This is a genomic window from Vibrio sp. HM8-C, from assembly GCF_058630515.1.
In genome coordinates this window covers 71,699-98,332 of record NZ_JBMMKS010000013.1, presented here as the reverse complement: position 1 = coordinate 98,332, position 26,634 = coordinate 71,699, and the positions used below count along the sequence as shown (strand labels likewise).

18 protein-coding genes are annotated in these 26,634 nt (G+C 43.0%); 10 read left to right on the top strand and 8 right to left on the bottom strand.

Annotated features, from left to right (window positions below; translation table 11 throughout):
• The first annotated feature begins 6 nt into the window (after positions 1-6).
• Positions 7-978 (top strand): ParB/RepB/Spo0J family partition protein, encoded by a 972-nt coding sequence (locus tag ACOSVQ_RS15255; protein ID WP_491983358.1) that lies wholly within the window; start codon positions 7-9, stop codon positions 976-978.
• Positions 979-1,061: 83 nt separating this feature from the next.
• On the opposite strand, the gene ACOSVQ_RS15250 is transcribed toward ACOSVQ_RS15255, so the two are convergent.
• Entirely contained in the window at positions 1,062-2,093 is a 1,032-nt protein-coding gene (locus ACOSVQ_RS15250) for an ABC transporter substrate-binding protein (protein ID WP_491983357.1), read from the bottom strand.
• 220 nt (positions 2,094-2,313) lie between these two features.
• On the opposite strand from ACOSVQ_RS15250, the gene ACOSVQ_RS15245 reads away from it, so the two are divergent.
• Positions 2,314-4,347: a tRNA(Met) cytidine acetyltransferase TmcA gene (locus ACOSVQ_RS15245; protein ID WP_491983356.1), complete on the top strand. Its 2,034-nt coding sequence runs from the start codon at positions 2,314-2,316 to the stop codon at positions 4,345-4,347.
• Positions 4,348-4,383: 36 nt separating this feature from the next.
• Here the strand turns inward: ACOSVQ_RS15245 and ACOSVQ_RS15240 are convergent, their stop codons facing one another.
• Positions 4,384-6,081, bottom strand: coding sequence for a sensor domain-containing protein (locus tag ACOSVQ_RS15240; protein ID WP_491983355.1), 1,698 nt, complete (start codon positions 6,079-6,081; stop codon positions 4,384-4,386).
• Between the two features lie 358 nt (positions 6,082-6,439).
• Here ACOSVQ_RS15240 and ACOSVQ_RS15235 point away from each other — a divergent pair, with 358 nt between their 5' ends.
• A complete protein-coding gene (locus tag ACOSVQ_RS15235) occupies positions 6,440-8,113 on the top strand; it encodes a flagellar assembly protein A (protein ID WP_491983354.1) in 1,674 nt (557 codons plus the stop codon).
• Positions 8,114-8,196: 83 nt separating this feature from the next.
• Here the strand turns inward: ACOSVQ_RS15235 and ACOSVQ_RS15230 are convergent, their stop codons facing one another.
• The 4 genes from ACOSVQ_RS15230 to ACOSVQ_RS15215 are packed head-to-tail and all read right to left on the bottom strand — an operon-like array spanning position 8,197 to position 14,355.
• Positions 8,197-10,311: a type I secretion system permease/ATPase gene (locus ACOSVQ_RS15230; protein ID WP_491983352.1), complete on the bottom strand. Its 2,115-nt coding sequence runs from the start codon at positions 10,309-10,311 to the stop codon at positions 8,197-8,199.
• Between the two features lie 17 nt (positions 10,312-10,328).
• On the bottom strand, positions 10,329-12,239 hold the full coding sequence (locus ACOSVQ_RS15225) for a bifunctional diguanylate cyclase/phosphodiesterase (protein ID WP_491983351.1): 1,911 nt from the start codon (positions 12,237-12,239) through the stop codon (positions 10,329-10,331).
• Between the two features lie 5 nt (positions 12,240-12,244).
• Positions 12,245-12,907, bottom strand: a complete 663-nt coding sequence (locus tag ACOSVQ_RS15220) for a transglutaminase-like cysteine peptidase (protein ID WP_491983350.1) — start codon at positions 12,905-12,907, stop codon at positions 12,245-12,247.
• Positions 12,908-12,963: 56 nt separating this feature from the next.
• Complete coding sequence (locus ACOSVQ_RS15215) at positions 12,964-14,355, bottom strand: HlyD family type I secretion periplasmic adaptor subunit (RefSeq protein WP_491983349.1); 1,392 nt, start codon at positions 14,353-14,355, stop codon at positions 12,964-12,966.
• Between the two features lie 283 nt (positions 14,356-14,638).
• Between ACOSVQ_RS15215 and pdxH the strand changes: the two genes are divergently transcribed.
• The gene (pdxH, locus tag ACOSVQ_RS15210; RefSeq protein ID WP_491983348.1) at positions 14,639-15,274 is read left to right on the top strand and encodes a pyridoxamine 5'-phosphate oxidase; all 636 of its coding nucleotides are present in this window, start codon (positions 14,639-14,641) and stop codon (positions 15,272-15,274) included.
• An 80-nt stretch (positions 15,275-15,354) separates the two neighbouring features.
• Here pdxH and ACOSVQ_RS15205 read toward each other — a convergent pair whose 3' ends face one another.
• Both ACOSVQ_RS15205 and ACOSVQ_RS15200 read right to left on the bottom strand, forming a co-directional pair.
• Complete coding sequence (locus ACOSVQ_RS15205) at positions 15,355-17,178, bottom strand: SUMF1/EgtB/PvdO family nonheme iron enzyme (RefSeq protein WP_491983347.1); 1,824 nt, start codon at positions 17,176-17,178, stop codon at positions 15,355-15,357.
• A 167-nt stretch (positions 17,179-17,345) separates the two neighbouring features.
• A complete protein-coding gene (locus tag ACOSVQ_RS15200; protein WP_491983346.1) occupies positions 17,346-18,452 on the bottom strand; it encodes a PEGA domain-containing protein in 1,107 nt (368 codons plus the stop codon).
• 451 nt (positions 18,453-18,903) lie between these two features.
• Between ACOSVQ_RS15200 and ACOSVQ_RS15195 the strand changes: the two genes are divergently transcribed.
• The 6 genes from ACOSVQ_RS15195 to ACOSVQ_RS15170 all read left to right on the top strand — a co-directional run bounded on the left by ACOSVQ_RS15195 (position 18,904) and on the right by ACOSVQ_RS15170 (position 26,625).
• The gene (locus ACOSVQ_RS15195) at positions 18,904-19,713 is read left to right on the top strand and encodes an AraC family transcriptional regulator (RefSeq protein WP_491983345.1); all 810 of its coding nucleotides are present in this window, start codon (positions 18,904-18,906) and stop codon (positions 19,711-19,713) included.
• A gap of 381 nt (positions 19,714-20,094) precedes the next feature.
• Entirely contained in the window at positions 20,095-23,214 is a 3,120-nt protein-coding gene (gene putA / locus ACOSVQ_RS15190) for a bifunctional proline dehydrogenase/L-glutamate gamma-semialdehyde dehydrogenase PutA (RefSeq protein WP_491983344.1), read from the top strand.
• Between the two features lie 24 nt (positions 23,215-23,238).
• Positions 23,239-23,937 (top strand): 1-pyrroline-5-carboxylate dehydrogenase, encoded by a 699-nt coding sequence (locus ACOSVQ_RS15185; RefSeq protein ID WP_491983343.1) that lies wholly within the window; start codon positions 23,239-23,241, stop codon positions 23,935-23,937.
• Positions 23,938-24,041: 104 nt separating this feature from the next.
• Complete coding sequence (gene putP / locus ACOSVQ_RS15180) at positions 24,042-25,532, top strand: sodium/proline symporter PutP (RefSeq protein ID WP_491983342.1); 1,491 nt, start codon at positions 24,042-24,044, stop codon at positions 25,530-25,532.
• Between the two features lie 209 nt (positions 25,533-25,741).
• Positions 25,742-25,975, top strand: coding sequence for a hypothetical protein (locus ACOSVQ_RS15175; RefSeq protein WP_491983341.1), 234 nt, complete (start codon positions 25,742-25,744; stop codon positions 25,973-25,975).
• A gap of 173 nt (positions 25,976-26,148) precedes the next feature.
• The gene (locus tag ACOSVQ_RS15170) at positions 26,149-26,625 is read left to right on the top strand and encodes an Lrp/AsnC family transcriptional regulator (RefSeq protein WP_042479512.1); all 477 of its coding nucleotides are present in this window, start codon (positions 26,149-26,151) and stop codon (positions 26,623-26,625) included.
• Positions 26,626-26,634: the final 9 nt, after the last annotated feature.

Here is a 26,634-nt window from a genome sequence, read left to right as displayed (position 1 = left end):
TAAGTTATGGCAATTAAGACATCTGATCTGAATGCAAAATTGTTTGGTAAAGTTGATAAGCGCCGTGCGACTACACCTAAAGAAGCACAGTCAGCCGCTAAAGCCCAGGCGCAAGTTATAGAGCTAGCAGTAGCAGGTGAGCAACTTGTCACATTCGAATTGATGCGAATCCCTGCTGCTGAAGTAGAAGCAAAAACAAAGGTCTTCGCAGCCAATGCTCGTGAGCAGAGTTTCCTGAACGAACATGCGCTTTCTGACATTCTAAGTACTCTTCGCGAACGTGGGCAGCAATATCCGGCTGTTGGTCGTCGTATGGCTGATGGCACCATTGAGGTACTTGATGGTAGTCGACGTCGTATGTCATGTATCTTGGCAGAAAAAGAATTTCTGGTTTATGTTGCCGATGATATCAACGCAGAACATGCGAAGTTTCTTTCTGATGTAGCGAATGCTCACAAGCCTCTTTCTCTATATGAGAAAGGAAAAGAGATGCAAGCAAAGCTTGATTCTGGCGAAGCTGAAGATCAGAAAGCACTTGCGAAAATGTTCCAGTGTAGTGAAGCGCTTGTAAGTGGTGCACTTAAAGCTGCTGCGTTGCCATTAGAGTTGCTACAAGCTTACCCTAACGTGGTTGAACTTGGCCGTCCTACCATTGTTAAGTTACATAAACAATTCAATGAACTAAGTGATAGCCAACGTTCAGCATTATTAAACAAATGCCACGAGGAAGATGGTTTTGTATGGCAACGCTGTCAGTCTCAAGGTGTGGCGCGAATTACTAAAGAAGTCACCGAAACGCTTGAAGAGTGGATTCACGATTTAGTTCCGCCAAAACGTGCTGTAAGCAGTAATGTGGATTTAATTAAAGGTCGTGTGAGCTATGCTCGTAAAGGAAATAACCTTACCCTGAATCTGAAGAAAATCGATGATAGTTTGATGAAAGATATCCTCGAGTTTTTAGCGAATAAAATCGACTAATAAAAAACTGAACAATAAAAAACCCGCGAATATCGCGGGTTTCTTTTATTTAACGCTGTATGTTCACAACAGCTATAGCAACATTAGTTTCTTAGACGCTGCCAGTATTTTTCGTAAATCGCCAACGCTTCTGGACCAACATCGTTAATGAACTCGCCATTTGCGATGTCTTCATCAGTTGGGAAGATAGTAGTGTTGTTTCTTAACTCTTCAGGTAGCAAAGCACGGCCTGTTGTTGTAGCAGATGCGTAACCTAAGCTGTTAACAATTTCTGCTTGGTTATCTGCTTGGTACATGAAGTTAACAAATTTGTGTGCCAGCTCTTTGTGTTCACTGCCTGATGGAATGGTAAAGTTGTCCATCCACAATACAGAGCCCTCTTTAGGGAACACAAATTTCAGCTCAGGCATGTCAGCCTGACCTTGATATGCGTTGCCGTTCCATTGCATACCAACTGATGCTTCACCTGAAACGTAAGGTACGTGTGGCGCATCTGAGTTGTAAAGTAGAACGTTGTCTTTAAGCGCAACTAGAGATTGGTATGCTTTTTCGATCTCTTTTTCATTCTTAGTATTGATGCTGTAACCGTTCAGTTTCAGCGCCATACCGAATACGTCACGTATGTCATCAATCAACATAACTTGTTGAGCGTATTTTTTATCCCATAGATCAGCCCAGCGTGTTACGCCTTCAGGAAGAGCTGCTGAGTTGTAGCTCATACCTGTTACGCCGAAAATGTATGGTAGAGAGTATTTGTTCTCAGGATCGTGTGCTTGTCCAAGCAGTGCTGGTAGCGCATCTTTCATGTTTGGAATTTGGTTATGATCTAGTTCAGCAAGTAAGCCTTCACGGCCCATCTTTTCAATAAAGTAAGCTGAAGCGAAAACAACGTCATACCCAGTACCTTTAAGAAGCTTGAGTTTGGTATACATAGACTCGTTGTTCTCAAATGTAGAGTAGTTAATGGTTACGCCTTCTTTTTCTTCAAATTGTTTAAGTGAAGTTTCTGGCAAGTAGCCGCCCCACGCATAAACGTTTAAAGTCTGCATTTCTGCATTTACTTGAGCAGATCCAATTGTTGCAGCTAATACCAATCCTTTGATGAAAGTCTTCATTAATAATCTAGTCCTAACAGCCAGTACCATACTGGGGTTCTAATGAATAATTAGGCAAATTGTGTGCTCAATAAAGCAAATATAATTTATCGTAAGGGAAAAATTTTTTAACCTTAAATTGCTAAAGCCAACAAGACCTTATAGATAAGACGCATCGCATCTTATTGTCTATTATTGGGGTGTGTTACCATACGAATACTTTCACCGATTACGTCAATTTATGTCTTCTGAAACCACACAAATATTGTCTTATTTATCGTCGCTTAGTCAGCTTGCTTCCAAGCATCAAATTCGTTTTGGTATTGCTATGCAAGGCGAAGAAGAGTGGAACCGTTTTCTGCTTGAAGAATGGTTAGTTGCTTCGAACAATCGCACTGTGTTCCAAATTGGCGACGATCCATTTTCAAATGTAAGACACGTCCCTTTTAACAAAGGACAACAATTGTTGGGACAAGAATCTGAAGTGCTGATTTGCGACCTCTCATCAGGATGGGATGCCAATAGTTTTAGCGCTGCGCTCGGTACACTTACTGGCGGAGGTATTCTTTTCGTTTTGGGTGCTAGTTCTCTTTCTGTTAATCCGGCAGAAAAATGGCTCAAGTCTTCTTTGGATAAACTTATATCTTTATCACCAGATGCCCATCTTACGCTCCCATCTATATCGGAAGTAAAGCATCAAATTGATTATTCTCAGCAACAATTATCGGTAGATAACATTGTGAAAGTGGTGACAGGGCATAGAAAACGTCCTCTGATTCTCACCGCTGACAGAGGACGTGGGAAAAGCAGTGCTTTGGGTATGGCTGCTGCGAAGCTAATGACGGAACGTAATATTCGTATCATCGTTACCGCCCCTAGTCTTGCTTCCGTTTACCCCGTGTTTCAGTTTGCAAATCATCTAATAGAAGGTGCATCTACTTCAAAGGGATCTGTAGAAGTAGCTCAGTCTAGTTTACGTTTTATTGCTCCTGATGAGCTATTAAGAAGCTTACCTGAATGTGATTTGTTATTGGTAGACGAAGCTGCAGCTTTACCTTTGCCTCTTTTGCAGTCAATGGTGAATCATTATCATCGCGCAGTATTCTCTTCGACAGTTCACGGTTATGAGGGGTGTGGTCGTGGCTTTTCTCTTAAGTTCCAATCGTGGTTGAAAAGCGTACGTCCCAATATGAAAGTACAGAGTATCTCTCAACCCATTCGCTGGAGCGAAGGAGATCCGCTGGAAGCATGGCATCGGGAGTGCTTTTTACTTGATTTTGAATTTCAACCACTCAACAACCTAACCATCGAGGTGGATGCTCTGATATTCAGAGCTGTAGCTAAGAATGAGCTGCTAGAAAACCCTGATTTGCTACACAGTGTCTTTAGCCTATTGGTTAATGCTCATTATCAGACTACACCCAATGACCTTTTTCATTTGTTGGGTGACGATAAAATGGGGGTATATATTGCCACTCATCAAGATGTCCTTGTTGGATGCATACTTTCCGTTGAAGAAGGTGGCTTAGAGCCATCACTCGTACATGATATTCAGATGGGTAAACGCAGACCTAAAGGACACTTAACGCCTGTCACTATCGCTAATCAGTTGGGTATATCTGAAGCTGCACTACAGACCTGCCACCGTATTATGCGGATTGCTGTTCATCCTGATGTACAAAACCATAAGATTGGTAGTGAGTTGGTTAATCATTTTTCTTCTGAAATTGAAAGCTCTTATCTATCCACCAGCTTCGGTGCAACCGCTGCTTTGGTTAATTTCTGGAGCAAATGTGGTTTTCAAGTCATCAAAGTTGGTTCTCAGCGAGACCAGGCAAGTGGCTGTTATTCTGTGCTTATGGCTAAAGGTATCAATTTGTCATGGCTAGACATTGCAAGGTTGCGAAGCTATCAGATGTTTGATTTTGAACTGATGGATACTCTGCAGGAAATGGAGCCTGTGATGGTAAAAGTACTGTTGAGAGATCGTCCATCGAGAGAAGTCGACCTGCCTTTAGCGTTAGTCACACAGTATGCTTATGGGGGCGCAAATTTTGAGAGTGTTGCGGTTTGGTTGAGGTTGTTTGTTCTTTCTATCGATGATGAAAAACTGAGATATTTATCTGATGTGCTTATTGCCAAATTGGTACAACGTTTATCTTGGTCTGAATGCGCTCGGAGAAATCAACTTACAGGTAGAAAGCAAGTTGAAGAGCACATTAGAAAAGAGCTACTAACTTTATTAAACAATTTACAGTGTAAAGTGAAGAACTAAGCTGATTTCAAACATCGTTTACACTGTAAATTGAACTTATATATTTGATATATCGAGGTTTGTTGTTTTTTGTTTGAAATATTGAGGGCTACAACCATCAATCAGCATTGCTTGCTCCACTGGCATAGGTTTAGCAATCAAATAACCTTGATATGAGCTAGCTTTTAACGGAGCAAATGCTTGTGCCATCTCATGAGTTTCGATACCTTCAATGGTCATTTCCATCTGCTTGTTCTCACATAATATTGAGAGAAATTGAAGGTACTCGAAGGCTTCTTGCTCAATGATAGATTGATTAGCGAGTTCCCTATCTACTTTTAGCATCGTAAATGGTGTTTTAAAGAGAGAGGTAATGGAGCTATAGCCCGAACCAAAGTCGTCCATTGCGAGTGGGAATCCCATTTGAGTGAGCGCTTTTAGTCCATCCAACACTTGTTGGTTGTTATCAATAAGCACGGATTCAGTAAGTTCCAAAACTAAGCTTTGTGGTTGCGCTTGTTTGCTGTGCGCAATTTCCAACAGCTTTTGAGGGAAAGTATCTTTCAGCAGTTGAAGCGCTGAAATGTTGATATGTACTTTTAACTCGCTGTTCCATGTTTGGTTGTATCGCACGATGAATTCTGCCGATTTTGCAAAGACCTTTTTGCCTAGCTGAGATATTAGGCCTAGCGTCTCTGCTACAGGGATAAATTCATCAGGTCTAATAAATCCGAACTGCGCTGTTTCCCAGCGCGCTAATGCTTCAAAAGACTTTAACTGGCCAGAAGTTGCATCCACTATCGGTTGCAAGTGAATGGTTATTTCGTCATTTTCGATGGCTTGCTTAATGTGGTTTTCAACATAGAAATATTTGTCTACTTCCGGCTTAATCTGCTCGTTATAAATAACCCAATTGCGTTCGGATTTGAGAATAGCGTATTCACAGGTTTGGTACGTTGAGTTGATGATTTCATCGGATGAAAGACTGCCGTTACAACAGATGTAAATGCCGATATAAACATCACCAAAGTATGAGATGTTACTGCGTGTAATGGACTTAAATTGCTGGATAAATTCTTTAGCCAGTTCTCCAACGACATCGTCAGTTAAATCGTTCGCTATCAAAACTGTAAAGGTGTCTAGGCTACTTCGATAACACTGACTTTCATAGCGGTTGAATATATGAAAACACTCCAACAGACTAGAGATGAAATCGGTGAGAATAAATTCACTGTACTGGCTGACGTAAGACTTGATCCCCGACACATGAAAAGTCATTACTGTGATATTTGAAGTGCGTTTTGATAAATCTAGTGAGAGTTTATCTCTATTGGGTAGTCCAGTTAACTTGTCGTAGTAAGCGAGCTGAAAAACAGATTCTTCAAGTTTTCTTTGGTCAGTAATATCTCTATGGTTACCCACCATATATTCACCTGAATCATCAACTTGGTTGATACCTGTCGCTTCAATCCAGATATAAGTACCGTCTTTCTTTTTCACGCGATATTGAGTTATCACACGGGTATCGTCACCGACAGCTTTAACATGTGTACTCACATTATGACTGAATGGTTTTCTGTCATCTGGGTGTATTAACTCAACCCACTGATCGAGAGTTGTTTGACGTTGGAGGTCGAACTGTTCGTAAAAACTTTGATTGTAAAAGGAGATTTTCCCATCTGGCATCATCATCCAGAGTCCTTCAACAGCTGAATTAAACATGTTGTTAAAACGTCTTTGGATTAACTCATCCATATCAGGAAGTTTCCTTTCTCTCACTAGTTGGCTAACTTTACAGTACGATGAACATCATAATACATGTGTTACATTATCTGTATCAATTATATTTATATCATTAATATTCTTAATATTATTCATGGGTACTGATGTTTACCCTGTTGTTGATTGATGCCTTTAAGAATAATGTAACTTTGTTGAATGAGAGTGAGTAAACGAGCAGCTACAATTTACAGTGTAAAGTTGCTTCATGGGGCGTGTATTGTATGACTTTAGGGTGATACATGCCTTAATTTGAATAAATGGATGTTTGGTATGCGTCTCAGTTTCGATACACTGGAGACTAACGTTATGTGTACCGTAAAGGTTTAGTCGTATGTGGAAGGATGTCATTACGCTCACGGATGATAAAACTCGTGTAGTCGCTAAATTAACGGATGAGCAATTCGTCAAGAAAGAGTTCTCACAAGAAAGTCTTGTGAATGAACTACAAAGTCTTGGCGCGTCTAAATTTATTCTAATGGATGATGCTGTAACGCGTTTTATTAACTGTGCGAGTGAAGGTAAGGGCGAAGCCTATGAAGGTATCGTCATTGCTGAAGTACGCAATGCAACGGTTGAGGTTGTGTTAAGTGAACACGACATGATTGCCAGTATGGTGGTTACCGGCGCTTATGGCGGACGTGGATTGCAAAGTGGTGAAATCATCCAAGCTTTGGCGGACGCTAACGTTGTTAAAGGAATCAATAAAGCGGCACTGAAAAAAGTATTCGTAGTCAGCAATAGATTGGCTGGCGGTGAAACGTTTACTCAGCCAATAGCCCAAGGTAAAGAAGCAATTAATGGTAAAGATGCGAAATTTTTGCCGTTAGTCGAGGATGTCAATAAACGCATTCTTGCCCCTCAGTCAGCTAGAGGCCAAGATAAAATCGACATGCGTGATTTGGGTGAAACGATTACTGTCAGTGAGAACGACCCTGTAATGCGTCGCCAACCGGCAACCAAAGGTGAACCTGGATATACGGTTCAAGGCAAAATCATTCTCCCAAAACCAGGAACCGATGCCGCGCTTGTTGCTGGCAACGGAACACATCTCAGTCCTACCAATCCCAATCTATTGCTAGCGTCCATCAATGGTATGCCTGTATTTAGAAATAAAACCATCGATGTTGAAAACGCGATATGTTTAAACAACGTTAGCGTTGCGACAGGACATGTTAAGTTCAAAGGTAATGTGGTGATTACCGGAGATGTTGAGCCGGGAATGATAGTGCGTGCTACGGGTTCTGTGACTGTGGGTGGCTTCATTGAATCCGCGGATGTGCAAGCTCAAGGTAATATAGAGGTAGGCAAAGGCATTATTGGGCACACTGCCACAGAAGGCGAAGAAAAAAGCTGTACGGTTAAATCAGGCAGCACAATTAAAGCCAATTATGCGCAGTATGCTGAACTTCAAGCTGGCGAAGACATTCATCTAACGGTGCATAGCATGGGTAACGTTATTCGCTGCGGTAAAGATTTGATCGTTCTTGATGAGAAAGAAACGCAAGGTACTTTAAGCGGTGGCACCGCGAAGGTTGGTGGCAAAGTAGTGTGTTTTAACTTAGGCGTTGAGGGTGACACCATTACGTTGGTTGAAGCATTTGCAAGTTTTGCGCGCTACAAAGAACGCATCGCGAGTCATAAAGAGCAGTATAAGCAAGCTCAAGAAGGCACAATGGATGTTATTCGCAAAGAATTGGAATTTAAGAAACGTCCTAAAGCTGAACGTTCTGAAGAAGAAGAACTCGAGATTAGTGACAAAAAAGAAAAAGCCAATGATCGCTTAGAGAAAGTGAAAAACTCGCTCGATTTGCTTAATGAGGAGTTCGAACTTGCTTTGGCTGCCAATACGGTAGATGCGAAAAGCAAAGTCTTTACCCACGTCACTGTTCAATTTGGTGATGAAAAAGTCGTGACTAAACGTGTACGTGGCCCTTCAATATTCGCCTTCAATCAATACGAAATTCAAGTTTCATCCAAGTTAGAAGATGAAGACGTCGGCGTCTAAAACTATTGTTTATTATGGACGTCTGAAGACTAAAAAGGGGAGCATATGCTCCCCTTTGTTCATTGGTATAAATGGTGTCGAGGCTAGTGCACTGCCCGTATCTTGCCGTGCTTGAGATCGCTAAGCACCATAGATTTTGGACCATCAGCGATAATTGTCCCTTTTTCCATAACGATAACGCGGTCTACCACATCCAACATTGACGTTTTGTGAGTAATAAGAATCAGTGTTTCACTCGGTGTTAATTGTTTCATCTGATTCTTAATATGCATTTCAGAACGGTTATCCATCGCGCTGGTTGGCTCATCCATCAGCAGCACTGGTGGACGCCCTAATAAAGCACGAGCGATAGATACTGCCTGACGTTGGCCTCCAGATAGCAACATACCACCTTCGCCCACCTGACGCTCTAAACCTGCTGGGTCTTGCTGAGTAAATACCGTTACACCTGCTCGGTTTGCTGCGTCCATTACTTCTCTGTCGTCCACTAGTGGGCGACCAAGGGTGATATTGTCTCGAATAGTGCCATAGAAAAGGATGCTCTCCTGTGGGACGCAACCTATGTTACGTCGAACATCAATATGATGGAGCTGTTCAATATCGGTATCGTCGATACGTACGTGTCCTTCGGTTGGCTTGTATAAGCCCATGATCAGACGCTCTAACGTCGTTTTGCCTGAACCTATACGCCCAATGATCGCGACTTTTTCACCCGGGTTAATAGTTAAGCTCAAATCACGAATTGAGGCAATTGGCGAATCAGGGTAGTGGAACGTTACTTTATCGAGCTCTATCTTGCCTTGGATCATAGGGCGGTGAATGTAACGTTTCCCTTGTTCTTGCTCGTCAGGCATAGCCATGACTTGTTCGATTATCTTCAAAGAAGCTTTTGCTTGGTTATAGCGGGTTGAAAGCAGTGACAGCTGAACCATTGGACCAATCGCGCGTCCACTGAGCATCGTTGCGGCGATGAGTCCACCCATGGTGAGATCGCCCTGAGCAATCAGATACACACCTAGAATAATCATTCCGACGTTAGACGCTTGCTGCACCAATCCAGCGGTACTTTGAATACCATCTGTTATGCGGCGGCTTTTTATATTCCAGTTAGCCATGTGAGAAATGGCTTCTTCCCAACGATATTGGAACTGGCTTTGGGCACCAAAAAGTTTCACCGTTTCAAGTCCGGCTAAGCTCTCAATCAGGTTGGCGTATTTTTGTGAAGCAAGGCGAGAACCTTCCTCAATTGCACGGCGTAACGGCGCTTGGATCAGCAACGAATAAACGACCAAAATCAAAACACCAGCAATCGGTACGTAAACCAGATCACCAGCCATAAGCCATATAATGATTAAGAACAAAATCGAAAACGGTAAGTCAATCAGTGATGAAATCGTTGCCGAAGTAAAAAATTCACGAATGGATTCGAACTCTTGCAAATGACGAGCAAAAGCTCCGACCGAAGGCGGGCGGGATTCCATCCGAATCCCCATCACTTTGCTAAACAGCTTTGAGGAAATGAGGATGTCTGATTTTTTCCCAGCAATATCGATAAAGTAGTTCCGCAGCATCTTCAAGGTGAAGTCGAATAAGAAGATGACAAACACGCCGCTGGCCAAAACCCACAAGGTTTCAAATGCAAGATTGGGAAGTACCTTGTCGTAAACCAAACGTGTAAACATAGGTGCGGCAATGGCGAATAGGTTAATCAGAAGCGATGCAAACACGACGTCACGATAGATGCGTTTTGATTGCCAAATTGTGCCCCAGAACCAATGTCCTTCGCGTGTTTTTAATATCTCTGGCGAACGCTCATCATAGCGAAATTGTTTTTTTACCATGAAGTAACGCCCGATAAAGCGAGCGTTTAATTCTTCAAGTGGGTAAGCAATTGGCACCATACCTGATTCAGCGGTAACAATTTCCGCTTCCTGTTTCTCTTCATTAATACTGTTTAGAACACAAGCTTCATTCCCTCGTAGAAGCAGAATGACAGGAAAAACTAAGTGAGGAATGTCTTTCAGATTAGAGCGGTTTTCTTTAGCTATGAGTCCCGCGCGCTCTGCAGCACGAGGGAAAAGAAACGGTGTCAGCTTGCCATCTGTCAGCGGTAATCCATTGATTAACGCATCAGGTGAATTCGCCAATCCATAATAACGGCTCACATAGACCAGTGAATTGAGTAGCGTATCGTGCATTAAACTGACCTTTTTCCTTATTTATCGACGATGAAACCTTGGAATACTTCAATGAAGTGCTCCGATAAGAAATCCAACTGAGCTTGAGTTTCAACGCGAGAAGCGATGGTCTTAATACCTAAGTTATGCGCAGTTCTAGAGATCGATGTTAGCGTGAATTTTTGTTTCTCATCGTCTAAGTGGTGAGTAAACAGGTAATCAAGTTTCACGTATTTTGGTCTAAATTCGTTGATGTAATCTAACGACTGGAAGTTACGACCGTAGTTATCAACACCGAACTCAGCGCCAGCAGAGCGCACTGCGTTACAGAATAGTGCGGTATGGTGAGGCGCGTTGATAAAACAGCTTTCAGGAATCTCAAAGTGGAGTAGGGCACACACCTCTTTGTGTTTGGCCAGAGTTTGAGTGATCCAGCGAATAAAGCTCGGCTGTTCAATACTGCTTTGAGCGATGTTGATCGCTAGTGGCGCGTTAAACTCATTTGCTTCCAGCTTCTCAATCATTTTTTCGATGACGTACTCATCAAACTGATGGCTCGCATTGAGCTGCTCTAGTGCAAATAGGTATTGGTTCGCTGTGTAGCGCTGTTCACCGTTATCGATAGCTGAGAACACTTCGCGGTGGAAGGTTTCTCCCCAACCATCATTTGCTGCTTGGAAGCGGTATTGGAACCAGTCGTGGTGCATAGCTTCTTCAACCAATGCTTTCCATTGCTGTTTACCCATGATGACTTGGTCTGCTTCCGCTTTGATAAAGCCGTACTTCACTTCTGCGTTTGCTTTGGATGCGGCTACCGCGTTGTCGAGCAGTGAAAGAATTTGTGTTGAGGTCTTCTTACTTTGGTTATGCACAAAGCCCAGATAGACTTTTTCTTGAGTCATACCCGTAGGATCTGAGCTGATATCCTGCACACAGCCGAAGATACTTTCAGCAACCATCTTCAGCTCTGTTTCATCCATATTCGGCAGAATAAAACCAAATTCGTCAGTCGAGATACGAGCGATCGTAGTATTTGGCGCAGAAAGCGTGACTTTCAAGTGCTCAGCCAAATTACCAATCATACCGTCGCCAGCTTCATAGCCTTTCTCTTCATAGAGTTCTTTAATAAATTGAGCCTGAAGAATCGCTACTCCACCTATCGCACTCTCAGCCAGCCAGCTGTTCAATTGGTTCATGTAGTAAGCACGGTTGCCTAGATGCGACACAGGGTCAATATAGGCGCGTTCACGCAGTTGTTGAGCTTCCTGTGCTTGTGCTTTGAAAGATTTCTCAACTTGTGCAGACATGCTGTTGATGCCTTCAACTACGGAAATAAGGTCTTTGGTTTTTGGCAATGGCAGCGGATCGCCAAAGTAATTGCGAGCAACCTGTTCCATCTTATTGACGATCATATGTAGCGGACGCAGTGCGCGCTTAACAATAACTGAAATCGCGACTAAGCCAGCAAAGAGAATTGCGCAGAACGCGATAGATAAACGGATTAGAGCGTTCCAAAATTGAGCATATGCCTCACCCGGATGGCTAATAATTTCAACTTCCGCAAGCTGCATCCAACCACTCGTAACTACTCGTTGGTCGTGGATCGGTTGGAACAAATTCAATTCAGTAAACCAAGCGGGAACGGAGCTTGGCTTGATAGGGTAAGCGCGTTCAATTTGTTGGTCATCATCGAGAAATTTCAGTCTAACTAACGAGTAGGTACTGCCGTCGAACAATGCATTGATAACCGACTCAACTGCGACGGTATCTTTTTTCTCAAGGTAAGGTGCAAGAGCTAAACCAACGGTATTGATCGTATTACTCACCTCAGAGCGTTGCTGCTGCTCTAAGTTGTCCCGAGTGGTGTTAAATTCGATAACGAATACCGAAGCTAACAGCAGAACAAATACAGTTATCATCCCTGCGACCAGTTGTTTATATAGTGTCATAGTACCTACTCATCGTAACTGATTAGTGGTTTATTCAGTTTAAGAGAGCGCTCACGAGCGCGTAAATCATTCCAAAGGCTAAGGCGTGAAGAGTCACCAGCAAGCTGGCCGTTCTTAGATTTCATTAGCCACAAGTTTTTACCGTTGAAACTGTATATCGGTAATAAGTCTCTACGGGTTGAAGCGGGTTTTATTTCGCCGTTGATATTGTCCAAAATCAACGGCTCTGCATTCGGTGTTGAGTAGTAGGCTAGAACCATGTGGAACTGGTTTAGTTCAATCGCTTTAACGTACACGAGGCGCAGTTTGATATCCGACACGCCCAGTTCCAGTAACGAGAAATACTTCGCAATCGTGAAGTCTTCACAGTCGCCTGCATTACTGCCTAAAAATTCCAAAGGTGTTGCCCAGTAATCGTTCTTACCCCAGAGTTGTATGTCGTTGACGAAATACAGTTGGTTAAAGAAGCGGTTAACTTGGGTTAGTTGTTCTTTTTCAGACAACCCTTTATATCGAGTCATCTCTGAACGCCAGGTAGCCACGCGCTTGCCAGCCCTTTGACCATAAGTCGAAGAGACAGCATCTATCCACTGTTGCTCTTGTGTACTGAGCGCCAGAGAGAAGGATGAGGTAATGAGGATCAGCGTCGCAGCTAGCCAGCGCTTCATTACCGATTCCAGTTACTGATGTTGTAATTGATTAATTTGTGCTTGAGCATTGTCTATTATTCCCGCAAGGCGTTTTTCTTTGCTCTAAGAATCGGTTCAAGTAAGTACTCCATCACAGTACGTTTACCCGTAATAATGTCGATGGAGGCTGTCATACCTGGAATAATCGGTAGATTTTCGTCGTGCCCCAATGAAGTCTCGCTGGTGCGAACACGAACCAAATAGAAACTGTTACCTTCATCATCTTGAGTCGTATCGGCACTGATGTGCTCCAGAGTACCTTCCAGACCACCATACTTGGTAAAGTCGTAAGCACTGAACTTCACAATTGCATGCAAGTCTGGGCGTAGGAAAGCAATATCCTGAGGTGCGATTTGCGCTTCTACTAACAGAGTGTCTTCCGTTGGGACAATTTCAACAATATCCATACCCGGTTGAATAACACCACCCACAGTGTTCACATTCAGTGTTTTTACCGTACCTGTCACTGGCGAAATCACTACCGTACGGTTTACTCTGTCCTCTAGCCCCACGGCAGACTCGGTCATAGAAGAGAGCTTATCTTGTACTTGGTTGAGTTCTTGTTGCTGTTGGGAACGGAATTTCTGCGCTGTATCAATACGGCTTAACATCGCCTCGCGAATGTTTGATTTCAACACTGGTACTTTTAATTCGCTTGATGTTAGTTCGCGACGCGTATCGTTCACTTGGCGTTGCAGTTTTAGAAGCTCAATGCGAGGTACAACGCCTTCATCAGCTAAAGGTTTAGTGATTTCCAGCTCTTTGTTGGCGAAATCATAACTTTGACGAAGGTTTTTGATACGCGCTTGAATCTCAATTAACTCTTGTTGTTTCTGCTTTACTTGTTGTGAAACAACGGAGATTTGGTTTCTAAGGTTATCCAAATCTTGTTGGTATTCAGCACGTTGACGAGCTACCAGTTCTGGCTGTGTATCTTTTAAAATCGGTGGGAATGCGAGCTTGTTGTAATCGATGCGAACGCTGTTTTCCCAGTTGTTTTCCGTGAAATCTTCATCAATCATCACGCTGGAAAGAGACGCTGAAAGCTGAAGTACGTTTGCGGTTAAGTTTGCAACCTGTTGCTCGCGCTCGCGGAAGTCTGAACGAAAACGTGTATCGTCAATCAGTATCAGTTGTTGCCCTTTAGTGACTTGTTCACCTTCACGCACAAGGATTTGTTTTACAAGGCCACCTTCCAAGTTTTGAATCACTTGGACTTGAGAAGAGGGCACGACCTTACCTTGACCACGAGTAACTTGGTCGATCTCAGCCCAAGAAGCCCATACAGAAGCAACTACAAAAAAAACAATCATCACCCAAAGCATGACGCGTGCACTACTCGGTGTGTTTAGAAGAAGTGCAGCTGTTTGGTCGTCGACATAATCTAATTCTGTCGCGGAGAGCTTGTTATAACTACTCTTGCTCATGGTGTTCCTTGCTATGGTGTTCGTAACTGATCGTTTATTGATTTACCTATAAGAATAAATGTTAATTATGGAATGCGTATAGCTATTTCCATTTAATTTTTGAATTCATTCGTTTTTTCGATTGGTTTCCTGTATCTGTTTGGTACTGACATTGTCGAATCGTCACTTTTCTTAACTTTAGTTAAGATCATAAATTGTCTGGGTTATTGTTCATTTGCTGGTGAATGACTTGAGTTCTGTAACAGTTCAGAGGACAATCGGCAAAAAATTACGAGGAGTAGAAATGGATCTTTCAGATATTCGCCGTGAGTACATTCAAGGTGGTTTGAGACGTAAGGATTTGCTTGCTGATCCTATTGACCAGTTCAACTTATGGTTACAACAGGCGATCGATGCAAAATTGACTGACCCGACAGCGATGACGATTGCGACAGTGGATCAAAATGGTCAACCTTTTCAACGTATTGTGTTACTTAAAAACCTAGATAAAAATGGTTTTGTTTTCTACACCAATTTAGGCAGTAGAAAAGCACAGCACATTGAACACAATAATAAAGTTAGTATCCATTTCCCATGGCATCCTCTTGAAAGACAAGTACACATTACAGGTACGGCTGAAAAGCTCACTGCTCTGGAAAACATGAAATATTTCACTTCTCGCCCTAAAGATAGCCAAATAGCTGCAATTGCTAGCCATCAAAGTAGCCGCATTTCAGCTCGCGGTATTTTGGAAGGTAAATACTTGGAGTTGAAACAGAAATTTGCTAATGGCGAAATACCTGTTCCTAGCTTCTGGGGTGGTTACCGTATCAAGCCTGAAAGCATCGAATTCTGGCAGGGTGGGGAACACCGCTTACATGACCGTTTCTTATTTAGCAAAACTAATGACGAGTGGTCTGTAGATCGTTTAGCGCCGTAATTCAGTTTGCTCTCTTGGCGAGATGCAATAGACAAAAGAAAGGGGGAATTGAATTCCCCCTTTTTACATCTCAAATTTCATTATTGAATTTCGCGAAGAATTCGGAAACCAACATAGTTTGCGGCAGTTGATGGACCTACAAATAGCTGTTTGTCAGCTTTTGCCATTTCAGGTGAAAAGATCCAAGCACCGCCTTTCGCCATGCCTCTTTCATCATTGGTCCATTCCCAAACGTTTCCAACCATATCGTAGAAACCTAAACGGTTAGGTTCGAAAGCGCGCACTGGAGATGTGCTCTTATTCGACCACTGAGTTCCACCCCAGCCTGTATTTGCTTTACCAGAGCCGAAGTTATCACCCCACCAGTAACCGCTTTGACTTCCTGAGCGAGCGGCAATTTCCCACTCATCTTCACTCGGTAAACGATATTTGAAGCCAGTTTGTTGTGATATCCAACGTGTGTAGGCAACGGCATCATTCTTACTGATACATACAGCTGGAGATTGAGCTGACTGCTTAAATCCTGGATTACGCCAATAGCTTTCTGCTACAGGAGTTATTTCCGAGTTGTCTACTGTAATACAGATATTCTTCAGCTCGGCATCAGTTTGATAGCTGGTTTGGTTTACGAAAGTTTCAAATTGACCAACGGTAATCGGAGTTGCACTCAAAGCGAAAGCATGATCAAGGCGAATTTGGCGAGAAGCTTGTTCACCTAGCAGATATTCACCTTTAACCATGGTGATCATCTCAGGAGCTTTCGCACTGCCTTTCAGCGAATCCGCAAATTTATGACCCGGTTGAAGAACGTTTTCATACTCATGCAGAACTGCTCGCAGAGTTTGGTCGGCCGTCACTTCAATTTCGCTGTTGAAAGCGCGGTAGCCTTCTTTTTCGATGATGATGTGATGTTTACCGACAGGCATGAGTACTTCAACAGGAGTGCTGCCATATTGAACTCCATCAACGATCACTCTGTCTGCGTATTGGTTAGAACGAACAGATAGACTTACCCAAGCCACTTCTTTCTGTTTCTCACCCGCTTGAGAGCTTTCACCTGGAGCAAAACAATACTGTGACTCTAGATTGAGCAGTTTACACGGCGCATTTTCAGCTGGACGTGCATCAAGCTGCGCTGCAATCACTGTTCGGAACTTGTTACCGTCAGAGAATCCAGACTCAACAACTGAATGTTTTAGGACATGGATGTTGAGAGAGACATCAGACAGATACTGTTTCACAACCGCAGATTCACTGGTTTCATCGACAAGCCAGCTTTGGAACTGCTTAACGGCTTTCTGAAGGCCAAGCTCGTTTGTTTGGTTGCTACACTGAGCCAAAGTCATATCGGCGTTACAAGTATTAGTAAAGCTGACTTTCTGTTCGCCTGTACGTTTGAGTTCTTCACGTAAACGTTCTACACGAGCTCGAAGTTTGTCTTGTTCTAAACTTGCAATGTTTTGTTCAATAATGCCCTGCGCAGATTTTTTCTGAGACAAGACTACTTGCAATTCTTGCAGCTTTTGTTCAGCTTCTAGGCGAGACTTCTGGTTCTGCTTTACTTCAGACCATGCATCTTGATACGCCTGTTGCGAAGGCATTATGTCAAGATCTGGCTCATCAATCATTTTAAGATAGTCACGCTCCAAATTTGCTTTCGCTGTTTTTAGCTTGGCATCGAGTTTGGCTGTCAGTTGATTAAGACGATCCAATTCTTGTTGTTGATTGTCGACAGCAGTCTGATCAGACTGGGTCGCTTTTTTTGCATCCTGCAACTCTGAATGTTTACTGAACAGCGCGTCATCAATGGCCATTACAGAGGAAGGCGTTCCTTCTGCCAACGTCGATGTCGCCATTAAGCAAGGTGAGAGTGCTATTAAAAGAGCGGATAAACCTTGTCGCATTGTTGTCTACTTCAGTTAAGTTTTAAAAAATGTTTTGGCTATTCTAAACGAAAACGCCATTTTGTCAGAAGTTATCTTTCAATAACTTGGTAACAAAATGGCGTTTTAACATAGCCTTATTTTTCAGCTTTGTGAATCATCACAGAAAAATCAGTGTTATTCGTTGGTTAGCCGTTTTTATTTGGTCTCAGTTTTACCCAAACCGAATCGTTACCATTCACAGTGATAACGCGGTTATATGTTTCAAAACCGTCTTTAGACACTGTGACTTGATGGCGGCCAGCCGGCAGAACGATCTCTACAGGGGTGCTACCGTAGTTAATGCCGTTGATAGTAACAGAATCGTTGTACTGATCTGAACGAACAGTCACATTTGCCCACTGTTTATCGTTCTTTTTAGTTGCGTTTTCATCTGCTGCACCTTGCAGACAGTAGCGAGTTGCAACGTTCAGTAGTTTACAAGCTGCGACTGCTTCAGGTTTCGCTTGGAGCTGAGCTTGCATTTGAGTGGTGTAATCACTATTACCTTCAAAGCCACTTTTGATGATTTGGCTCTCTTGAACGTGAATGTTTAGTTCTACACCGTTCGTATTTTGCTTAACAAGCGCTGACTCTGTTACACCATCAAGCAACTTAGCACGAAACGTTTTTACCGCTTTTTGCTTAGTTAGGTATTTACCTTGGCTAGCACACTCACCCAGTGTCATTGTTGTAGAACAAGCCGTTTTGTAACTTGTTTCCAAAACACTACTTTCACGAAGTTCAGCTTCAAGACGCTTAACACGAGCTTCAATTCGGCTCTCTTCCAAATTAGCGAATTCAGTATTTAAGCGAGCTTGTTTTTGCTTAATTTGAGACAGACGCATTTCACTTTCTGTCACTGACTGTTCATTGGCTAATTTATCAGATTGGTTCTGCTTAACTGCAGCCCAAGTTTCTTGGTATTTCTTTTGGAAAGTCACCAGATCAGTTTCTGGATCATCCAGTAGACGTGAGTATTGTTTATCTAGAGCGGATTTCGCTCTGTTACGCTTCGCATCTAGTTCATCTGCTTCACGTTGGAGGCGTTCTTCTTCATTTTTTAATTGTTGAAGTTTGGCACCTTCCGCTTCATATTCTGAAGAAATCGTGTCAATTTCAGTTTGTTTGATACTTATCTTCTCATCGATGCTCGCCACAGGATCAGCCTGTGTTACTTGTTCTGCGTTCACCGATGCAGTTACCCAAAGAGGGCTTAGCGCAAGCAATAGCGCTGGGATGCGATATTTGATCATAGGTCCCTGCAACAATTTAACATTTAACCACCGAATATAGTGGGAAAGACAATCTTTTGACAGCTTTTAAATAAGCCGACTCATAATGCAAACTCTGTAGCTTTTATAGCTTCAAAGCACTAAAACTTACCGAAACCTGCTACTAGGTCTCTGATTTTGTAAATCTTATAAATGTGCATTTCCCATTTTGAGCAGATTCATAAAATATGCAAGCACCGATTTCCGATTCGCAGCGTTGTTTTTCGATTGAATACACATTGACCGTAATTTATGTGCACTTGATCATTGTTCCGACTAGATTAATAACCCCCATTTCATAACCTCAAATTATCACATATGTGTGTGGTTGATTAAAATTGAGGGCGTTTTGTTCAGCAATATCACTGCGAGAAATTTTGGTATAAAATGCGAACCTATTTTAAAAAATCACATGGTCTTGAGTGAGCAACATATGACAACTTCTGCCTCTACAGAACAAAGAGCCAAAGTTTTGTCGCCTCGTCCGGCGCAGCTGATTACGTTGCCTGCGTATATGGAGTGCCATGATCACAGCTACACCCAAATCGTTATTGGTTTAAAGGGGCAGGCGGAGTTTGAAGTCTGCGGAAGCGGAAATATTGTCGGTCCGGGTCAGGGGTGCGTTGTTACATCGGGTACAGATCATGCCTTTGGCGGCATCGTTGGGCAGTCTGATATTTTAGTGCTGAACTTACCTTTACCTTCGGATGATGATCCTCTCGCACTACAGAAAATCAATGATCTTTCTCGTAACGATGTCTATTTCCAACTCGATGGACAAATTCAAAAGTTAATTCAACTTTTGGTTTTGGAAATGCAAACCCATCCCGATGATCTTCTGTTAAGTCGCGCATGCAGCGATACAGTGACAGCCTTACTGCAAAGACATATATCCAGTTTTTCAACACATAGAAAAGATTCACGCTTTGATTTAGAAGCGGTGGATCGTTATATCGAACAGCATTTAAGTCATCGTATTTCTGTTGCTCAATTGGCGGGCAGCGTCTTTTTAGGTGAGAGTCAGTTTCACTGCTTGTTTAAAGAACAGTTGGGCATCACACCGCACCAATATGTGTTGGGTAAACGTGTTGATATGGCGAAATCTTTGATTGAACAAGGGCGACTCAATTTAGGTCAAATTGCAGAGCTAACAGGGTTTTCTAACCAAAGTACCTTCACTCATACCTTCTCGCGATTGCAGGGAATTTCACCTTCGCAATTCAAAAAAAGCTGTCGTAACTAGTTTTTTACTTCTTAGCGTTATCTATTAATTGCTGTCGTTGCGACTAAAAATTAACAAATCTCGAAATAATTTTGTTTTTTCCTCTGGTCACTGATGCTCTTCAGCAGTGTTGTTCGCTATTCATCTTCAAATTTAATGATAATTATTCTTCTTTAGAATGCTGAGATAGCTATTTAAAGTTATTTATTTGCGTTAACTGGTAAAAAATTAGCATTTTATTTTGTTGTAAATGATGTGATTCTGTTTTTGCTTTGTTAATAAACCAAGTTTTTGGCAAAAAGCTCGGAGTTTTTGACAAGTAATCCTCGCGCGCTCAAAATACACTGCAGCCATTGTAGGAAGCCCGGATTGGATATACGGGTATGAGATTGAGGAAAACGCGTGTTTACAGCAACTGATGTGTTGAAAGCCGAATTTGTAGAGCAACCGCTTAGCAAATTATGGTCGCAGATCTCGCCACTTTATATGGTGGACGAATCCCAATGGCTAAAGGAACTTTTACCCCTAGCAACCCCAACGGAAGATGAAAAGTCAGCGATAGCGGTTAAGACAACCGAGCTTATCGAGACCATTCGTAAAGATAAGCAATCGATCCAAATGATTGATGCACTTCTGCTTGAGTACAGCTTAGATACGCAAGAAGGCATCTTATTGATGTGCCTTGCTGAAGCTTTGATGCGTATTCCAGATGCACAAACTGCGGATGCGTTTATTAAAGACCGTCTGGGTGTTGCAGATTGGAAGTCACACCTAAAGAATTCAGATTCTGTATTCGTTAATGCTTCAACATGGGGCTTAATGTTTACAGGTAAAGTGATTGGCCTTTCTGATGTAGAAAGCACCAGTCCAATCCAAGCGGTTAACCGTTTAGTTAACAAGTTGACTGAGCCTGTTATTCGTAAAGCAATGCATCAAGCGATGAAGATCATGGGACACCAGTTTGTTCTTGGTCGTAACATTGCTGAAGCGCAAAAAAATGGTCGCAAGATGCGCGACAAAGGTTTTACCTACTCATTTGATATGTTGGGTGAAGCCGCGCTAACGACAGCAGATGCGAAAAAGTATTGCCAAGACTACTTAACGGCAATTGAAGCTGTTGGTCGTGACAAATATGGTTTAGATACCAGTCCTGCACCGTCTATTTCTATCAAGCTTTCTGCTCTACACCCTCGTTACGAAGTAGCAAACCGCGATCGAGTAATGAGTGAGTTGTACCAAACGTTAATACAATTGCTTGAGAAAGCGATTGAGCTTGATGTTGCTATCACGATTGATGCGGAAGAAGCAGACCGTTTAGAACTTTCTCTTGAACTGTTTGAAAAAGTTTACCGTAGTGAACTTGTAAAAGGTTGGGGCAAGTTTGGCCTAGTAATCCAAGCTTACTCAAAACGTGCTCTTCCTGTTCTAGTTTGGTTAACTGCGCTTGCAAAAGATCAGGGTGACTTAATACCTGTTCGTCTAGTTAAAGGTGCGTATTGGGATAGTGAGATCAAATGGTCTCAACAAGCAGGTTACACTGGTTACCCTGTTTACACTCGTAAAGAGTCGACCGATGTTGCGTACTTAGCTTGTGCTCGTTTCCTTTTGAGTGAGTCAGTACGCGGCAATTTGTTCCCACAATTTGCTAGCCATAACGCGCAAACCGTGACTTCTATTGCGGTGATGGCGAAGCACAAAGATTTCGAATTCCAACGTCTTCACGGCATGGGCGATGCGTTGTACAACCATGCAATGGCAGCGTATAAGCAATCGGTTCGTATTTATGCTCCGGTTGGTAGCCACAAAGATCTGTTGCCTTACCTTGTTCGTCGTTTACTAGAAAACGGTGCAAACAGCTCATTCGTTCACCGTTTGGTGGATGCTCGTTGTCCGATTTCTTCGTTGACTCAGCACCCAGTGGACATGCTGCTAGAGTTTGAAACGTTTAATAATACTCAAATTCCATTGCCACCAGCGATCTTTGCTGAGCGTCGTAACTCATACGGTGTGAACATTGATATCGAAAGTGAAGCGGCACCATTTGAAAAACAGGTGGAGTCATTCATTGGTCATCAGTGGAAGGCTGCGCCAATCATCAATGGCAGTTCAAAGATCGAAAGCATGATCAAGGATGGTGTTAAACCTGTAGTGGTCACAGCGCCATATGATCGTCGTATCGAAGTGGGTCAAGCGTACTTTGCTTCCCATGATCATGTTTCCGAAGCGATCGAATCTGCGCAAGCAGCATTTGCTAGCTGGAATCAAGAACCAGCATCTGTTCGTAGCGAAAAATTAGACAAGCTTGCGGATCTATTAGAAGCAAATCTGGCTGAGCTAGTAGCAATCTGTCATCACGAAGCGGGTAAAACCATTCACGATAGCATTGATGAAGTTCGCGAAGCAGTTGATTTCTGCCGTTACTACGCCAAACAAGTGGATTGTTTAGGTGAGTTCACGGTTGATGGTTTTGATGGTGAAGAGCGTAAAGTACGCCGTGAAGGTCGTGGTGTGTTTGTTTGCATCAGCCCTTGGAACTTCCCTCTGGCTATTTTCCTAGGCCAAATCTCTGCGGCGTTGGTGGCAGGGAACACGGTTGTAGCAAAACCTGCAGAACAAACCAGTTTAATCGCTGTTCGTGCGGTTGAATTGATGCTTGAAGCGGGTTTCCCTGCGGGCGTTATTCAACTTCTTCCTGGTAAAGGTGCAGAAATTGGTAGTGCGTTAACGTCGCATCCAAGCATTGCTGGCGTTGCGTTTACAGGTTCAACCGCAACGGCACAACGTATCAACCAAACACTGGCTGAGCGCGATGCAGATCCTGTTCCATTTATCGCAGAAACCGGTGGTCAGAACGCAATGATCGTTGACAGTACTGCTCTTCCAGAGCAAGTGGTTCGTGATGCTCTGCGCTCTGCATTTGCTTCAGCGGGTCAACGTTGTTCAGCACTTCGTGTGCTTTTCGTTCAGCAAGACATCGCAGATCGTATTACCACCTTGATTCAAGGTGCGATGCAAGAGCTGTCGATTGGTCTGCCTTATCTGCACACCACAGATGTTGGTCCTGTTATTGATGCTAAAGCAAAGCAAACTTTGCTTGATCATATCGAACACATGACCAAAACACAGAAGAAGGTGGCACAGCTAAACCTAAGCGAAGCGTGTCAACACGGTGACTTTGTCGCTCCTACCGCGTTTGAGATTGCAGACATTTCATGTCTGACCGAAGAAAAATTTGGTCCGGTTCTGCACATTGTTCGCTTCAAAGCGAATGAACTGGCGGATGTGGTTAATCAAATTAACCAAACTGGATTTGGTCTTACTATGGGTATCCATAGCCGTAACGAAACAACTTATCGCTGGATTGAAAAACACGCTCGAGTAGGTAACTGCTACATCAACCGTGACCAAGTAGGTGCTGTGGTTGGCGTTCAACCATTCGGTGGACAAGGCTTGTCGGGCACAGGTCCGAAAGCGGGTGGCCCACACTACTTATACCGTTTTTCTAAAGTTCAGTACTGTTAATCGATTAGGCGAAGGAGACCAAACATGGTTCATCAAGTAACTCGTTTTTCTGACGCTTTTTCGGCTTGGGAAAACTGGAATCTGACAAGTTTTGATTCTAAATGTGAGTGTTTACTTTCATTGAAATCAAATTTAGAAAACATTTCGCCTCAATTAGCGAAAGTGATTTCTTACCATCTTCAACAGGCTTCAACATTGTTGGCGCATACGCACCAACTTATTGGCCCGACAGGAGAAACTAACGAGCTGTATACAGCGGGTCGTGGTGTCGCTCTGATCATTCAAGATGACAGTAGCTATACTGCGAAACAAGCTGTAATTGCTCAGTTAACGGCTGCATTAGTTGCGGGTAACAGCGCAGTATTTTGTAGCGATGATGCTGAATTATTTACAGCATTAAAGGCTGCTTTCGAGCAGTCAACAATGCCAGCAAACGTTTTGCAATTCGCGACATTTGATGCTCATCACCAGTTGATAGAGTCGGATGTTCGCGCTGTAGGTTATGTCGGTAAAACATCGGTTGAGCGTCGTCTTAACCGTGAACTGGCAAAACGCACAGGCGCTATCGTTAGCTTGGTATCAGAAACGGATTTGGATGCCCTACCTGTGGCATACGATCCACACCTATCACTGCGCTTTATTACCGAACGTACTCGTACAATCAATATTACAGCAGTGGGTGGTAACGCAACCTTGCTTGAGCTTGGGAGCGAATCTCATTAGGTCTGATGGCCGTAAAAGATCTTTCAGACCTTAGATCTTTTATCTCTCCCCCCTCCCTTTGAGGGGGGCATGGAAGATAATTTATATTTAGAGGACTCAACATAATGGAAAATAGCTTTGCTATTACGACCACCTTTATCGTCTACCTCATTTTGATGTTAGCGATTGGTGTTTACGCATATCAGCGAACGAAAAGCTCATCGGATTATTTCCTAGGTGGCCGCTCTTTAGGCCCTTGGCCTGCAGCGTTATCAGCGGGTGCATCTGATATGAGTGGATGGTTGCTACTTGGTTTACCTGGCTACGCTTACGCTGCCGGTTTTGAAGCTTTCTGGTTAGCTGGTGGCCTATTAGTAGGTACTTGGGCTAACTGGTTATTGGTTGCAAAACGTCTGCGTACGTACAGTGTAACAACGGATGCGCTAACACTACCTGAATTCTTATCTCGTCGTTTCAATGACAAATCTAAGCTAATTCAAACGATTTCAGCCTTCTTTATCCTTCTATTTTTCCTTTTCTACACCAGCTCTGGTCTTGTTGCTGGTGGTAAATTGTTTGAAACCGTATTTGGCATTGATTACACCATCGCGGTAGTTATCGGAACAATTTGTGTGGTTTCATACACATTGTTTGGTGGCTTCCTTGCTGTATCTTGGACTGACTTGGTTCAAGGTCTATTGATGGCAGCAGCTCTTTTGATCGTGCCGTTTGCAGCACTTGATGGTGGCTTCGGTAAACTGAACTCTGAGCTAACGACAATTAACCCTGAACTTCTGACTCTTTGGAATGGTATTGACGGTAAGCCACTGTCTGCAATCGCAATCATTTCTCTGGTTGCTTGGGGGCTAGGTTACTTTGGTCAGCCACATATCTTGGCTCGTTTCAAAGCATCACGTTCGAATAAAGATCTGACCGCTGCACGCCGTATTGCCGTTGCGTGGACTGGTCTTTCAATGTTTGGCGCTCTATTAGTTGGTTTTGTTGGATTGGTATACGTAACCAACCATGGCACGCTTCAGCTTGAAGATGGCGAGAAAATCTTCATGCTACTTGTTAACGCGCTATTCCACCCAGTTATCGCTGGTATTCTTCTGGCTGCGATTCTTGCTGCGATCATGAGTACTGCAGACTCTCAGTTACTTGTTTCTTCTTCTGCACTGGCTGAAGACTTCTACAAACAGGTATTTAAAACTGACGCAAGCTCAGAAGAGATTGTGCGAGTAGGTCGCCTAGCGGTAATCATCCTATCTGTTATTGCGCTTATCTTAGCAATGACGCCAGACAGTTCAGTACTGGGCCTGGTATCTTACGCTTGGGCTGGTTTCGGTGCGGCATTTGGTCCTGCGCTAGTACTGAGTCTGTACTGGTCTCGCATGAACCGTAATGGTGCTCTAGCGGGTATCATTGTTGGTGGTGTGACTATCGTAGTGTGGAAACAGCTTTCTGGTGGTTGGTATGACGTGTACGAAATCGTACCGGGAATCATCCTGTCTACCATCGCTATCGTGGTTGTAAGCTTACTGACTGGTGAACCAGAACAAGCGGTGAAATCACAGTACCAAACCTACAAAAAGCAATTGGTTGACCTAGACTAGGTTTCAAACATTAATATTGCACTGAAAGCCCCACACTGTGGGGCTTTTTTGTCACTGATTGAAACGTTCAGTAGCAGAATAAACTTAGAGTGTATGTAGGATGAATTGGACATTTGTCACATTTCGAAATGAAATATTTGAGTGTTTGCTCGAAAGTGATTAAATAAGCACCGAGTTTTTCATTTTAGTCAATAAGAGAGGATCCCGTTATGCCAGAAGCGTTTTGTAACTGTTGCCGTAAAACTACACAGCACAAAGTTGTTATGAGACGTTGTACAGCGGAATCAGAATCAAGTTGGCAAGCCGTTAATGCATTTCTTTCGAAACTTTTAAACGGCGAACATTACTATCAGATGGAACAGCAGATGTTTTGTCGTGAATGCAACCATAAGCTGGTCGTTTCCAGTAATGAGTTCTCTGGGGCGAATACCGTTAAGGTTTAAATGTCTCTTGCTGATTAAAAATGAAACTAAGAATTTTCTCGTGAATAAAGGGCATCATCTGATGCCCTTTGTTTTTGATTGTGACTATGCTCACAACACATAATGATGAGGTTCATCCCGCTGTTATTAGCCAGTATTGTATGGCGCAATAACTCCTGAAAAAGTATTGGGCTATGAATCTAGACCGTGTGGATCAACAAATCCTACGCATTTTACATACTAAAGGCAGACTGCCAGTGGTTGAACTGGCAAAGTTAGTGAACCTCACCACATCACCTTGTTCTGACCGAGTTAAGAGACTTGAAAAAGAAGGGTACATCAAAGGCTATCACGCGGAATTAAATCCAGAGAAGTTAGGTTTAGATGTGCAAGTGTTTATTCATATTCGTTTAGACCAAACCTGTTTTTCTATTTTTGAACGCTTCGCTCGTGCAGTGGAAGATATTCCCGAGATTGAATCTTGTTATTCTCTATCGGGTGATTTCGACACCATGATTAAAGTTCGCGTAAAAGACATGAAAGCTTACCAAGCGTTTATGTCCGGACGACTCGGCACACTGCCGGGCGTAATTCAGACAAGAAGTGAGTTTGTGATTGAAGAACACAAGACAAGTTTTGGCATCAACCCAGAACTTCTGTCCACGTTATAACACGGACTG

Excerpts from the sequence above, each read along its gene's own strand:
- putP (WP_491983342.1), top strand. The coding sequence starts at position 24,042 with ATGGAAAATAGCTTTGCTATTACGACCACCTTTATCGTCTACCTCATT.
- ACOSVQ_RS15205 (WP_491983347.1), bottom strand. The coding sequence starts at position 17,178 with ATGCGACAAGGTTTATCCGCTCTTTTAATAGCACTCTCACCTTGCTTA.
- ACOSVQ_RS15175 (WP_491983341.1), top strand. The coding sequence starts at position 25,742 with ATGCCAGAAGCGTTTTGTAACTGTTGCCGTAAAACTACACAGCACAAA.
- ACOSVQ_RS15235 (WP_491983354.1), top strand. The coding sequence starts at position 6,440 with ATGTGGAAGGATGTCATTACGCTCACGGATGATAAAACTCGTGTAGTC.
- ACOSVQ_RS15185 (WP_491983343.1), top strand. The coding sequence starts at position 23,239 with ATGGTTCATCAAGTAACTCGTTTTTCTGACGCTTTTTCGGCTTGGGAA.
- ACOSVQ_RS15250 (WP_491983357.1), bottom strand. The coding sequence starts at position 2,093 with ATGAAGACTTTCATCAAAGGATTGGTATTAGCTGCAACAATTGGATCT.
- ACOSVQ_RS15170 (WP_042479512.1), top strand. The coding sequence starts at position 26,149 with ATGAATCTAGACCGTGTGGATCAACAAATCCTACGCATTTTACATACT.
- ACOSVQ_RS15255 (WP_491983358.1), top strand. The coding sequence starts at position 7 with ATGGCAATTAAGACATCTGATCTGAATGCAAAATTGTTTGGTAAAGTT.
- ACOSVQ_RS15230 (WP_491983352.1), bottom strand. The coding sequence starts at position 10,311 with ATGCACGATACGCTACTCAATTCACTGGTCTATGTGAGCCGTTATTAT.
- ACOSVQ_RS15245 (WP_491983356.1), top strand. The coding sequence starts at position 2,314 with ATGTCTTCTGAAACCACACAAATATTGTCTTATTTATCGTCGCTTAGT.
- ACOSVQ_RS15220 (WP_491983350.1), bottom strand. The coding sequence starts at position 12,907 with ATGAAGCGCTGGCTAGCTGCGACGCTGATCCTCATTACCTCATCCTTC.
- ACOSVQ_RS15195 (WP_491983345.1), top strand. The coding sequence starts at position 18,904 with ATGACAACTTCTGCCTCTACAGAACAAAGAGCCAAAGTTTTGTCGCCT.
- ACOSVQ_RS15200 (WP_491983346.1), bottom strand. The coding sequence starts at position 18,452 with ATGATCAAATATCGCATCCCAGCGCTATTGCTTGCGCTAAGCCCTCTT.
- ACOSVQ_RS15215 (WP_491983349.1), bottom strand. The coding sequence starts at position 14,355 with ATGAGCAAGAGTAGTTATAACAAGCTCTCCGCGACAGAATTAGATTAT.
- pdxH (WP_491983348.1), top strand. The coding sequence starts at position 14,639 with ATGGATCTTTCAGATATTCGCCGTGAGTACATTCAAGGTGGTTTGAGA.
- ACOSVQ_RS15240 (WP_491983355.1), bottom strand. The coding sequence starts at position 6,081 with ATGGATGAGTTAATCCAAAGACGTTTTAACAACATGTTTAATTCAGCT.
- ACOSVQ_RS15225 (WP_491983351.1), bottom strand. The coding sequence starts at position 12,239 with ATGACACTATATAAACAACTGGTCGCAGGGATGATAACTGTATTTGTT.